Annotated in this window: 10 protein-coding genes; 7 read left to right on the top strand and 3 right to left on the bottom strand. The window is 53.3% G+C overall.

Going from position 1 to position 11,875, the window contains the following annotated elements:
* Nucleotides 1-18: 18 nt before the first annotated feature.
* Nucleotides 19-507 (bottom strand): transcription/translation regulatory transformer protein RfaH, encoded by a 489-nt coding sequence (gene rfaH / locus ACM615_RS20930; RefSeq protein ID WP_181955594.1) that lies wholly within the window; start codon nucleotides 505-507, stop codon nucleotides 19-21.
* Nucleotides 508-679: 172 nt separating this feature from the next.
* Here rfaH and pepE point away from each other — a divergent pair, with 172 nt between their 5' ends.
* The 3 genes from pepE (at nucleotide 680) to fre (ending at nucleotide 3,837) form a co-directional block, all read left to right on the top strand.
* The gene (gene pepE, locus ACM615_RS20925; protein WP_431012480.1) at nucleotides 680-1,405 is read left to right on the top strand and encodes a dipeptidase PepE; all 726 of its coding nucleotides are present in this window, start codon (nucleotides 680-682) and stop codon (nucleotides 1,403-1,405) included.
* A gap of 191 nt (nucleotides 1,406-1,596) precedes the next feature.
* Nucleotides 1,597-3,087, top strand: coding sequence for a 4-hydroxy-3-polyprenylbenzoate decarboxylase (gene ubiD / locus ACM615_RS20920; protein WP_112290958.1), 1,491 nt, complete (start codon nucleotides 1,597-1,599; stop codon nucleotides 3,085-3,087).
* A gap of 48 nt (nucleotides 3,088-3,135) precedes the next feature.
* Nucleotides 3,136-3,837, top strand: a complete 702-nt coding sequence (gene fre / locus ACM615_RS20915) for an NAD(P)H-flavin reductase (protein ID WP_431012479.1) — start codon at nucleotides 3,136-3,138, stop codon at nucleotides 3,835-3,837.
* A gap of 135 nt (nucleotides 3,838-3,972) precedes the next feature.
* Here fre and fadA read toward each other — a convergent pair whose 3' ends face one another.
* Both fadA and fadB read right to left on the bottom strand, forming a co-directional pair.
* Complete coding sequence (gene fadA / locus ACM615_RS20910; RefSeq protein ID WP_112290960.1) at nucleotides 3,973-5,136, bottom strand: acetyl-CoA C-acyltransferase FadA; 1,164 nt, start codon at nucleotides 5,134-5,136, stop codon at nucleotides 3,973-3,975.
* Nucleotides 5,137-5,147: 11 nt separating this feature from the next.
* A complete protein-coding gene (fadB, locus tag ACM615_RS20905; RefSeq protein WP_129637873.1) occupies nucleotides 5,148-7,340 on the bottom strand; it encodes a fatty acid oxidation complex subunit alpha FadB in 2,193 nt (730 codons plus the stop codon).
* Nucleotides 7,341-7,529: 189 nt separating this feature from the next.
* Here fadB and pepQ point away from each other — a divergent pair, with 189 nt between their 5' ends.
* The 4 genes from pepQ to hemG are packed head-to-tail and all read left to right on the top strand — an operon-like array spanning nucleotide 7,530 to nucleotide 11,522.
* Nucleotides 7,530-8,861 carry a Xaa-Pro dipeptidase gene (gene pepQ, locus ACM615_RS20900; protein WP_431012478.1) on the top strand — a complete coding sequence of 444 codons (1,332 nt, stop codon included), beginning with the start codon at nucleotides 7,530-7,532 and terminating at the stop codon, nucleotides 8,859-8,861.
* Complete coding sequence (locus ACM615_RS20895; protein WP_112290965.1) at nucleotides 8,861-9,472, top strand: IMPACT family protein; 612 nt, start codon at nucleotides 8,861-8,863, stop codon at nucleotides 9,470-9,472. The genes pepQ and ACM615_RS20895 overlap by 1 nt, the downstream gene beginning before the upstream one ends.
* A 36-nt stretch (nucleotides 9,473-9,508) precedes the next feature.
* A complete protein-coding gene (gene trkH / locus ACM615_RS20890) occupies nucleotides 9,509-10,960 on the top strand; it encodes a Trk system potassium transporter TrkH (RefSeq protein WP_112290966.1) in 1,452 nt (483 codons plus the stop codon).
* Nucleotides 10,961-10,982: 22 nt separating this feature from the next.
* Complete coding sequence (gene hemG / locus ACM615_RS20885) at nucleotides 10,983-11,522, top strand: menaquinone-dependent protoporphyrinogen IX dehydrogenase (protein ID WP_112290968.1); 540 nt, start codon at nucleotides 10,983-10,985, stop codon at nucleotides 11,520-11,522.
* The last annotated feature ends 353 nt before the right edge of the window (nucleotides 11,523-11,875 follow it).

Genomic DNA, 11,875 nt, shown 5'->3' with positions numbered 1-11,875 from the left:
ATGTGTCGAAAATACCGGTCAGAGTTTCTGGAAGTGGGTATTTTCAATGCTCTGGCGAACCGGCTGATTGATCAGGTTGAGCATCAGCAGCGAACGGGCCTCGCCATCCGGCTCGGTATAAATGGCTTCGATTCCGGCGAAAATACCGTCAGTGATGACAACCGGATCGCCTTCATACGGTGTATCAGGATCGCGAACTTCAATCGTCGGCGGCTCCATCAGTTGTTTGATCACGTCCGGCTGGACAGTTGCCAGCTTTGCGCCAAAGCGGATGAAATGACTGACGCCACGCGTTGCGTTGATCGTCGTGGTATGGATCCGCTCAGGGTCAAACTCAATGAACATGTAATTTGGAAACAGGGGCTCGCTGACCGCCGTACGGCGTCCACGCACCAGCTTTTCCAGTGTGATCATTGGTGTCAGACAGTTTACCTGCTGGCGTTCAAGATGTTCCTTGGCGCGCAGAAGCTGACCACGTTTGCAATAGAGTAAATACCAGGATTCCATAGGTTCCCACATTAAAGCGTCGAGCGGGGCAGCATACCAAAAGCCGCTCACGAGATACAGACAGTGCAAGTCTTTGCAGACGTTTGCTGATTGTCGACCCGTTATCTTTTATTATCGAAGAAATGCACCTTCTTATCCCCTCTATTAGTCTTATTTTATCAGGAGAAGTCTCATGGAGTTGTTCTTACTGAGTAACGGTAAGCTTTCAGGCGAATCAGAGTTACTGGGCTATGCGAAAGCGCGCATCCAGGCGATGTTGCAGGCCCGCAAAATTACTTCTGCCGTCCTGATCCCTTACGCTCTGATCCGCAGTGATTATGATGCGCGCGCGAAAGAACTTTCAGATGCGCTGGGTATTCAGGTTAGCAGTATTCATCACGCAGCAAGCCCGGCTGAGGCGATTGCCAGCGCAGAGTGTATTCTGATCAGCGGCGGGAATACCTGGATGCTCAATCAGATGCTGCATGAAAACAGCCTGATCGTGCCAATTCAGCGCGCGGTGCGTGAGCGCAATGTGCCGTATGTCGGCTGGAGTGCGGGTTGTAATGTTGCGACGCCAAGTATTCGTACCACCAATGATATGCCGGTGCGCAATACAGTCGTTCTGCCTGCGCTGAACCTGTTCCCGGTGCAAATCAATCCGCATTATATTGATGCGCATCTGAGTGGTCACATGGGTGAAACGCGTGATGAGCGTATCGCCGAGTTCTGTGCGGTTAATCCGTCTGAATCGGTGATTGCGTTGCGTGAAGGCAGCCTGTTGCAGGTGTCCGGTAACGATCTGAGTTACTTCAGTGCCAAAGAGCAGGGTTTCAAAGTGTTCCGTCACGGGCAGGAAACGCAGGAATATCAGGATACTCAGGCGATTCAACCTCTGGTACCTTTTAACTGCCAGTAATTTTTGCACAGATCTAATCCGCACCGTCAGACCAGAAATATCGGGACTGACGGTTATACTGCTTTTTCGTTATTGGCGTTTACTTAGGGTAAGAGTCTTACTAAAAAGAAACCTGCTGATAACAAAAAAGCAGCAACAACCCCGGAGAGGCTCTATAATGCCCTCCTTCAACCCGGCGACTCAGAATTAGCATGAAATACCGTGATTTACGTGACTTCCTCTCGTTACTCGAAAAGAGAGGCCAGCTGAAACGCATTAGCCAGTCTGTCGATCCTTATCTGGAAATGACCGAGATTGCCGATCGCACCTTGCGTGCCGGCGGCCCGGCTCTGTTGTTCGAAAATCCAAAAGGCTATGACATGCCGGTCCTGTGCAATTTATTCGGTACACCGCAGCGTGTGGCGATGGGCATGGGTAAAGAAGATGTCAGTGCGTTGCGTGAAGTCGGTGAATTGCTGGCGTTTCTGAAAGAACCTGAGCCGCCGCGCGGTTTTCGTGATTTATTCGACAAAGCGCCGAAGTTTAAACAAGTGCTGAATATGCCGACCAAAGTGCTGCATTCTGCACCTTGTCAGGAACAGATTTGGGAAGGCGATGCCGTTGATATCACTAAGATCCCTGTGATGCAGTGCTGGCCGGAAGACGCCGCACCGCTGATCACCTGGGGTCTGACTGTCACCCGCGGTCCGAATAAACCTCGCCAGAATCTGGGCATTTACCGCCAGCAGGTGCTGGGCAAAAATAAAGTGATTATGCGCTGGTTATCCCATCGCGGCGGCGCGCTGGATTTCCAGGAATGGTGTCAGCAAAATCCGGGGCAGCGTTTTCCTGTTTCGGTGGCGCTGGGTGCCGATCCGGCAACGATTCTTGGTGCCGTGACACCGGTTCCCGATACGCTGTCTGAATATGCCTTCGCGGGTTTGTTGCGCGGCAATAAAACCGAAGTCGTGAAGTGTATTTCTAACGATCTGGAAGTGCCGGCCAGCGCTGAGATTGTGCTGGAAGGGTACATTGAGCCGGGCGAAATGGCTCCGGAAGGCCCTTATGGTGATCATACCGGCTACTATAATGAAGTAGACAGTTTCCCGGTATTCACCATTACGCACATGACGCAGCGGAAAGACGCTATCTATCATTCGACCTACACCGGCCGTCCGCCGGATGAACCTGCGGTTCTGGGTGTGGCGCTGAATGAAGTGTTTGTGCCAATCCTGAAAAAGCAGTTTCCGGAAATTGTGGACTTCTATCTGCCGCCTGAGGGTTGCTCCTACCGTCTGGCTGTCGTTACCATGAAGAAGCAATACGCCGGTCATGCGAAACGCGTGATGATGGGCGTCTGGTCATTCCTGCGTCAGTTCATGTACACCAAGTTCGTGATTGTGTGTGACGACGATGTGAATGCCCGCGACTGGAACGACGTGATTTGGGCGATTACTACCCGTATGGATCCTGCACGGGATACGGTTCTGGTAGAAAACACGCCGATTGATTATCTCGATTTTGCCTCCCCGGTTTCGGGGCTTGGCTCAAAAATGGGGATGGATGCGACCAACAAATGGCCGGGTGAAACGCAGCGTGAGTGGGGACGTCCGATTGTGAAAGATCCGGAAGTCACCGCGCGTATCGACGCTATTTGGGATGAACTCGCTATTCTTAATGATAAAGACGATGCGAAAAAATAATCGAATCTTTGTCCTACGCTTTGCTTTGATGACCCACAGAGGGAACGCATGACAACATTGAGCTGTAAAGTGACCTCGGTTGAGGCGATAACGGATACGGTGTATCGCGTCCGCCTGGTTCCGGAAGCGCCTTTCTCGTTCCGCGCGGGTCAGTATCTGATGGTGGTAATGGATGAGCGCGATAAGCGCCCGTTCTCACTGGCCTCCACGCCTGCGCAACACAATGTGATTGAGCTGCACATTGGCGCGTCGGAACTGAATCTGTACGCGATGGCGGTTATGGATCGCATTCTGAAAGAGCAGGCGATCACCGTCGATATTCCGCACGGCGATGCCTGGCTGCGTGAAGACGGCGAGCGTCCTCTGGTGCTGATTGCCGGTGGCACCGGCTTCTCCTACGTCCGTTCGATTCTTATCACCGCACTTGAGCAGCAACCGCACCGCGATATCTCTATCTACTGGGGCGGGCGTGAACTGAAGCATCTGTACGATCTTGGTGAGCTGGAAGCGATGAGCATTAATCATCCGAACCTGAGAGTGATCCCGGTAGTTGAACAGCCGGAAGAGGGCTGGCAGGGCAGAAGCGGTACGGTGCTGAGCGCGGTTTTACAGGATTTCTCTTCGCTGTCTGAGCACGATATTTATATCGCCGGTCGTTTTGAGATGGCTAAAATCGCCCGTGAGCGTTTTGTCGCGGAACGCGGTGCGCAGGAAGATCGTCTGTTTGGGGATGCCTTCTCTTTCATCTGATTTGTATTTATGGATGGGAGAGAAAGATGAAAAAGCCCGCCCCTGACAGGCGGGAAAACGGCAACTAAAACGGATAAGACACATTGATGAAAGCGGGCCGAATGCCCGCTTTTTCGTTTTTGCAGAAAGGGAAAATCAGACGCGTTCGAAAACGGTCGCGATACCCTGACCTAAACCGATGCACATGGTCGCCACGCCAAACTGTACGTCACGGCGCTCCATCAGGTTCAGCAGCGTGGTGGAAATGCGTGAACCGGAACAACCCAGCGGATGACCGAGCGCAATGGCGCCACCGTTCAGGTTGACGCGATCTTCCATGGTTTCCAGCAGTCCCAAATCTTTCACGCACGGTAAGGCTTGTGCTGCAAAAGCTTCGTTCAGCTCGAACAGGCCGATGTCCTGCACGCTCAGTCCGGCGCGTTTCAATGCCAGACGCGTTGCCGGTACCGGACCGTAGCCCATAATCGACGGATCGCAGCCGACCACCGCCATCGCACGGATGCGGGCGCGGGCTGTCAGACCTAAAGATTTGGCATGGGATTCGCTCATCAGCAGCATCGCTGACGCACCGTCGGACAGGGCAGAAGACGTGCCCGCCGTGACGGTGCCATTCACCGGATCGAACGCCGGACGCAGTGCCGCCAGTGTGGCGACCGTCGTTTCCGGGCGGATCACTTCGTCGAAATCATAACGGGTCAGCACACCTTCGGCGTTATGGCCTTCGGTCGGGACAATTTCATTGGCAAAATGCCCGGCAACCGTGGCGGCATGCGCGCGCTGATGGGAGCGTGCGGCAAATTCATCCTGCATTTCACGGCTGATCTGGTGCATTTTCGCCAGCATTTCTGCGGTCAGTCCCATCATCCCCGCCGCTTTGGCGACAGTTTTGCTCAGGCCAGGATGAAAATCGACGCCGTGATTCATCGGCACATGGCCCATATGTTCCACACCGCCAATCAGGCTGACTTGTGCATCGCCGACCATAATGGCGCGGGCCGCGTCGTGCAGAGCCTGCATGGACGATCCGCACAGGCGGTTAACCGTAGTCGCCGGCACGCTGTGCGGAATTTCCGCCAGCAGCGATGCGTTACGGGCAATATTGAAGCCTTGTTCCAGCGTCTGCTGGACGCAGCCCCAGTAAATATCATCAATATCTTTGGCGTTCAGCGCCGGGTTGCGGGCCAGCACGGCGCGCATCAGATGTGCGGAGAGATCTTCAGCCCTGACATGGCGGAATGCGCCGCCTTTCGAACGACCCATCGGCGTACGGACTGCATCAACAATGACTACGTTTTCCATGATTTCGGTCCTTATGCCTGATTGCCGGTGCTGAGATTTTCCAGCGGAGCGGCAACCGGATAGTAACTTTCATTGGTTTGCGCTTTGGCGCGTAACCCTGCCGGTGCCTGATACATCGGCCCCAGATGTGCGTACTGTTCGGTCATTTTCAGATATTCGGCGGTGCCGAGGGTATCAAGATAACGGAACGGCCCGCCGTGGAAAGGAGGGAATCCGATGCCGTACACCAGCGCCATATCGGCTTCAGCAGGGCTGGCAATAATCCCTTCTTCAAAGCAACGCACCACTTCGTTAATCATCGGGATCATCATGCGGGCGATGATGTCCTGCGGTGAGAAGTCAGCGTGAGCCGGTTTCAGGTTATCGGCCAGCAGGCTGATCGCCTGTTCATCGACTTCCTTGCGCGGTTTGCCTTTGCTGTCTTCGCTGTAGCGGTAGAAGCCGAGCTGGTTTTTCTGACCGAAGCGCCGGTTGTCGAACAGGACATCCACAGCATCGCGATAATTGCGGGCCATGCGTTGCGGGAAGCCAGCGGCCATGACGGCCTGCGCGTGGTGAGCGGTGTCAATGCCGACCACGTCCAGCAGATAGGCCGGACCCATTGGCCAGCCGAACTGTTTTTCCATTACTTTGTCGATCTGGCGGAAATCAGCGCCATCTCGCAGCAGCAAACTGAAGCCGGAGAAATACGGGAACAGCACGCGGTTAACAAAGAAGCCCGGGCAGTCGTTCACCACGATCGGCGTTTTGCCCATCGCCAGTGCGTAAGAAACGATACGCGAAATGGTTTTGTCTGAGGTTTTCTCGCCACGCACGATTTCAACCAGAGGCATACGGTGAACCGGGTTGAAGAAGTGCATACCGCAGAAGTTTTCCGGACGTTTCAGCGAAGAAGCCAGCTGATCGATAGGAATGGTTGAGGTATTCGAGGCCAGAATAGTATCGGCGTTGAGCAAGGATTCCGCTTCCGCCAGGACTGCGGCTTTGACTTTTGGATTTTCTACTACGGCTTCAACGACGACGGAAGCACGTTCGATGCCGCTGTAATCCAGCGTCGGATGAATGGTCGACAGTACTTTGGCCATTTTCAGACCGTCGAGTTTGCCGCGCTCAAGCTGCTTGTTCAGCAATTTGGCCGCTTCGTTCATGCCGAGCGTCAGGGACTGGTCGCTGATGTCTTTCATCACTACCGGTACGCCTTTCAGCGCGGACTGATAAGCGATCCCGCCGCCCATAATGCCTGCGCCCAAAACCGCAGCCTGCTTCGGTTTTTCGCTGTCCTGCGCCAGTTTTTTAGCTTTGCCTTTCACGAACTGATCGTTAAGGAAAATGCTGACCAGTGCGCGCGCTTCTTTCGATTGTGCAAGCGGCACAAAACTGGCGGTTTCCAGCTGCAAAGCTTCGTCGCGACCCAGACGGGCAGCGGCTTCAATCGTTTTTACTGCGGTCATCGGTGCCGGATAATGTTTGCCGGCAGTTTGCATGACCATACTTTTGGCCACGCTGAAACTCATCGTCGCTTCAATCTGGCTGAGTTTCAGTGGCAGACGTTTCGGGTCGCGGCGGCTGTGCCATTCCAGTTTGCCGTCGATGGCATTTTTCAGCATGGTGATACCGGCGTCGCGCAGTTTATCCGCTTCAACCACGGCATCAACCAGCCCGACTTTGAGAGCCTCTTTCCCGCTGATGTTTTTACCGGCGGCGATAATTTCCAGCGCACTGTCAGTACCAATCAGGCGTGGCAAACGCACGGAGCCACCAAAGCCCGGCATGATGCCTAAGCTGGTTTCCGGCAGACCGATACGCGCATCGGCGGTGCTGATACGAAAATCCGTCGCCAGCACGCATTCGCAACCGCCACCCAGCGCATAACCACTGATGGCGCAAAGCGTGGGCACCGGCAGGTCTTCCAGCCGGTTAAAAATGCTGTTGGCGAAATCCAGCCACTCGTGCAGTTTTTCCGCTGGCGCGTTAAATAAAGACAGGAATTCAGTGATATCCGCGCCGACGATAAACGCCGGTTTGGCTGAACTGAGCAGCAAACCTTTCAGGTCAGACTGTTTTTCAAGTATCGCAATGGCTTCGCCCAGGCTGGCGACAGTTTGGGTGTCGAGCTTATTAACCGAGCCTGGAGCATCAAACACCAGCTCCGCGATACCGCCGTCGAGCCAGTGCAGGTGTAATGTTTCGCCTTGGTAGAGCATGTGTCTCTCCTGAATCATCTGGGATGATCTGGTATGACCAGATGCTTTGGAGTGTGGTTTTTATGTTAATAATTTGCAAATGAGATGTGTTTTATTTGCAGGCAAGATCACAAACCTTCCGGGACTATGGTCACGGTGAGGCTGTGGTAAGATGCTGCATCGTCTTTCAGGTGAAAAAAGGACAGTTGGATGGAATCGCTTACTACGCTTTATAAAGAACATATCGCCACGCTGCAGACGCGTGCCCGTGAAATTCTGCAACGTTCTCAGCTTGATGCGTTACTGATTCACTCTGGTGAATTGCTGACGACCTTCCTTGATGATCATAGTTATCCGTTCAAAGTAAACCCGCAGTTCAAAGCCTGGGTGCCGGTCACGCAGGTGCCTAATTGCTGGTTATGGGTGGATGGCGTGAATGCGCCGAAGCTGTGGTTCTATTCGCCGGTGGACTACTGGCACAGCCACGAACCGCTGCCGGAGTCCTTCTGGACCAAAGAAATCTCCCTGACGCCGCTGGCCAATGCCGATGACATCAAAGGCCAGTTGCCGGTTGATCTCAAGCGCGTCGGTTATATCGGTTACAGTCAGGATCGCGCGATCAGCATGGGTATCCCTGCTGCTAACGTGAACCCGAAAGCGGTGCTGGATTACCTGCATTATCATCGCGCCTACAAAACAGATTACGAGCTGGCCTGTATGCGTGAAGCGCAGAAAGTGGCGGTGAGCGGCCATCGTGCGGCGAAAGAAGCGTTCCTTTCTGGCATGAGCGAGTTCGATATTAACCTGGCGTATCTGACTGCGACCGGTCACCGTGATACCGATGTGCCTTACAGCAACATCGTCGCGCTCAATGAACACGCTTCCGTGCTGCATTACACCACGCTCGATAACCAGCCTCCTGCCGAAATGCGCAGTTTCCTGCTGGATGCGGGCGCGGAATATAACGGTTATGCCGCTGACCTTACGCGGACCTATGCCGCAAAACCGGACAGTGATTTCGCTGCGCTGATCAAAGATCTGAACACCGAAGAACTGGCGCTGATCGATACGATAAAGGCCGGTGTGCGCTATACCGACTATCATGTTCAGATGCATCACCGCATCGCCAAATTATTGAAAGCGCACAAGCTGGTGGTCGATATCAGTGAAGACGCTATGGTGGAACAGAACCTGACCGGGCCTTTCCTGCCGCATGGTCTGGGACATCCGCTGGGATTACAGGTACACGATGTGGCCGGTTTCATGCAGGACGACACCGGTACGCATCTGGCGGCGCCTTCGCAATATCCGTATCTGCGTTGTACCCGTGTCCTTGAGCCGGGAATGGTGCTGACTATTGAGCCAGGTTTGTATTTCATTGATTCGTTGCTGTTACCGTGGCGGGAAGGGCAGTTCAGCAAGCACTTTGCCTGGGATCGTATCGACGCGCTGAAGCCTTATGGCGGCATCCGTATCGAAGACAACATTGTCATCCACGATAATCGTATCGAGAACATGACACGTGATCTGAAGCTGGCCTGATGCAGCCTTATTCCGTCCCCGCTGAACCTGTCATTTTCAGCGAAGAAATAAAGAAGAGCCGTTTCATCACCCTGCTGGCGAGAACTGAGGGAGTTGAAGCGGCAAAAGCTTTTATTCAGGAGATCAGAAACCAGCACCCGGCAGCGCGTCATCACTGCTGGGCGTTTGTGGCGGGTGCGCCTGATGATTCTCAGCAACTGGGATTTTCTGATGACGGGGAACCTGCGGGCACAGCAGGTAAACCGATCCTCAGTCAGCTGATGGGAAGCGGGGTTGGAGAAATTACTGCCGTCGTCGTACGTTATTACGGCGGCATTATGCTGGGAACCGGCGGTCTGGTGAAAGCCTATGGCGGCGGTGTTCAGCAGGCATTAAAGCAACTTGTCGTGCAGCAAAAAGTGCCACTGGCGGAGTTCGCGGTGCAGTGTGATTACAGCCAGTTACAGCTGGTGGAAACCCTGCTTTCGCAAGTCGGTGGACATATTTTACGCAGTGAGTTTGGCGCTGCGGTAGATCTCGTTCTGGCGCTACCCGCCGCGGATGCGCCGGCAACCGTCAGTCACTTATTCGATATCAGCCGTGGCACGCTTATCCTGCGTCCGGTTTCTTAAATTTTATTTGGTTAATTCGCTGAGGAACGCACCAGCATGCATTTTCGTGCCATAACACGCATCGTGGGGGTGCTTGTCATCCTTTTCTCGGGAACGATGATTATTCCCGGACTGGTCGCTTTAATTTACCGTGATGGTGCGGGGCGTGCATTCAGTCAGACATTCTTTGTCGCCCTGGCAATTGGGCTATTCCTCTGGCTTCCCAACCGGAAACAAAAGAGTGAGCTCAAGCCGCGCGAAGGTTTCCTGATCGTGGTGCTGTTCTGGACGGTGCTGGGCAGCGTCGGGGCATTGCCGTTCCTGTTCTCCGAGCGGCCGAATCTTTCCCTGACCGATGCGTTCTTCGAATCCTTCTCCGGTCTGACAACCACGGGCGCGACCACGCTCGTCGGGCTGGATTCCCTGCCGAAAGCGATTCTCTTCTACCGGCAGATGCTGCAATGGTTTGGCGGGATGGGGATCATTGTGCTCGCGGTGGCAATTCTGCCGATACTGGGCGTCGGGGGGATGCAGTTGTATCGCGCCGAAATGCCGGGGCCGCTGAAAGATAACAAGATGCGCCCGCGTATTGCTGAGACGGCTAAAACGCTGTGGCTTATCTATGTTCTGCTGACGATTGCCTGTGCTTTGTCTTTATGGGGCGCGGGGATGTCGGTCTTTGATGCTATTGGGCACAGTTTCTCGACGATTGCGATTGGCGGTTTCTCGACGCACGACGCCAGCATCGGTTATTTCCATAGCGGCACTATTAACAGCATTGTGGCGGTATTCCTGTTGATTTCCGGTTGTAACTACGGCCTGCACTTCGCGGTGCTAAGCGGGCGCAACCTCAAGGTGTACTGGCGCGATCCAGAATTTCGCATGTTTATCGGCGTGCAGTTCACGCTGGTCGTCATCTGCACGGTGATTCTGTGGATCCATAATACCTACGGTTCGCCGCTGGAAACGCTCAATCAGGCATTCTTCCAGGTAGTCTCAATGGCCACTACGGCGGGATATACCACCGACAGTATTTCTAAATGGCCGCTGTTCCTGCCTCTTTTATTATTGTGCTCTGCGTTTATCGGCGGCTGTGCGGGTTCCACCGGCGGTGGCCTGAAAGTGATCCGCATCCTGCTGCTTTATTTACAGGGTTCACGCGAGCTGAAAAGACTGGTTCACCCGAACGCGGTTTACACCATCAAACTCGGTAATCGCGCACTGCCGGAACGTATCATCGAAGCGGTCTGGGGATTCTTTTCCGCTTACGCGCTGGTTTTCATTATCAGCATGCTGGCGATTGTGGCGACCGGCGTAGATAACTTCTCTGCTTTTGCTGCGGTCACGGCTACGCTGAATAACCTGGGGCCGGGATTAGGCGTTGTGGCCGATAACTTTGCATCGATGAATTCAGTGGCGAAATGGATCCTTATCGTCACCATGTTGTTTGGTCGTCTCGAAGTCTTCACATTATTAGTACTGTTCACGCCGACGTTCTGGCGCGAATGAGTTTTAAGAAAGGGAAACAAGAATGAAAGCGTTAATACTCTATTCCAGCCGTGACGGACAGACACACGCGATTGCTTCTTATATAGCAAGTGAGCTGAAAGAGAAGTGCAGCTGCGATGTCATCGATCTCGTTCATGCCGAACACGTCGATTTGAAAAACTATGACCAGGTGATGATCGGTGCTTCTATACGTTATGGTCATTTCAATCCGGTGCTGGATAAATTCGTTGAGAAACACGCGCAGACGCTGAACCAGATGCCTTCGGCATTTTTCGGTGTGAATCTGACGGCGCGTAAAGCTGAGAAACGGACTCCACAAACTAATGCGTATGTGCGTAAGTTCCTGCTGGCCACGCCGTGGAAACCTGCAATATGCGCAGTATTCGCCGGAGCTCTTCGTTATCCACGATATCGCTGGTTCGATAAGGTAATGATCCAACTTATTATGCGTATGACAGGTGGCGAAACCGATACGCGAAAAGAAGTGGAATACACCGACTGGCAGCAGGTGGCTAAATTCGCTGAAGATTTTGGGCAGATATCGTATAAAAAATCGCATTAATGCGGGCTTTATAGACGTATAGACCAAAAAGAAAGCATTCAGAAAGTTTTTTGAAATTAGGGGTTGCGGCCTTCTGAGAACTCCCTATAATGCGCCTCCACTGACCGGGAACAACGACTCCTCTAACGAGAACCAAGTCGCCCAGTCAGGAAGAATCAACCCGGTGAAAACACCGCATCTTGTAAAAGAAAATGGTTGACTCTTCAGGGAGAAAGAGTATTATCTGCCTCCCACGTTGCTGAGTTAAGTCTCGCAACGTACGCTCTTTAACAATTTATCAGACAATCTGTGTGGGCACTCACAAGACGATATCAGCCACTTCGGTGGCAAATTATTTATTGACAGTAATGTCA

Origin of the sequence: Rahnella sp. PAMC25617, from assembly GCF_050606005.1 — a bacterium.
In the GTDB taxonomy this organism is placed as follows: domain Bacteria; phylum Pseudomonadota; class Gammaproteobacteria; order Enterobacterales; family Enterobacteriaceae; genus Rahnella; species Rahnella variigena.
The sequence above is the reverse complement of the archived record's forward strand: the minus strand, read 5'-3'. Positions and strand labels throughout refer to the sequence as shown.

What these genes read in the sequence shown, in the direction of transcription:
- rfaH (WP_181955594.1), bottom strand. Translation starts at nt 507, where the DNA reads ATGGAATCCTGGTATTTACTCTATTGCAAACGTGGTCAGCTTCTGCGC.
- pepE (WP_431012480.1), top strand. Translation starts at nt 680, where the DNA reads ATGGAGTTGTTCTTACTGAGTAACGGTAAGCTTTCAGGCGAATCAGAG.
- ubiD (WP_112290958.1), top strand. Translation starts at nt 1,597, where the DNA reads ATGAAATACCGTGATTTACGTGACTTCCTCTCGTTACTCGAAAAGAGA.
- fre (WP_431012479.1), top strand. Translation starts at nt 3,136, where the DNA reads ATGACAACATTGAGCTGTAAAGTGACCTCGGTTGAGGCGATAACGGAT.
- fadA (WP_112290960.1), bottom strand. Translation starts at nt 5,136, where the DNA reads ATGGAAAACGTAGTCATTGTTGATGCAGTCCGTACGCCGATGGGTCGT.
- fadB (WP_129637873.1), bottom strand. Translation starts at nt 7,340, where the DNA reads ATGCTCTACCAAGGCGAAACATTACACCTGCACTGGCTCGACGGCGGT.
- pepQ (WP_431012478.1), top strand. Translation starts at nt 7,530, where the DNA reads ATGGAATCGCTTACTACGCTTTATAAAGAACATATCGCCACGCTGCAG.
- ACM615_RS20895 (WP_112290965.1), top strand. Translation starts at nt 8,861, where the DNA reads ATGCAGCCTTATTCCGTCCCCGCTGAACCTGTCATTTTCAGCGAAGAA.
- trkH (WP_112290966.1), top strand. Translation starts at nt 9,509, where the DNA reads ATGCATTTTCGTGCCATAACACGCATCGTGGGGGTGCTTGTCATCCTT.
- hemG (WP_112290968.1), top strand. Translation starts at nt 10,983, where the DNA reads ATGAAAGCGTTAATACTCTATTCCAGCCGTGACGGACAGACACACGCG.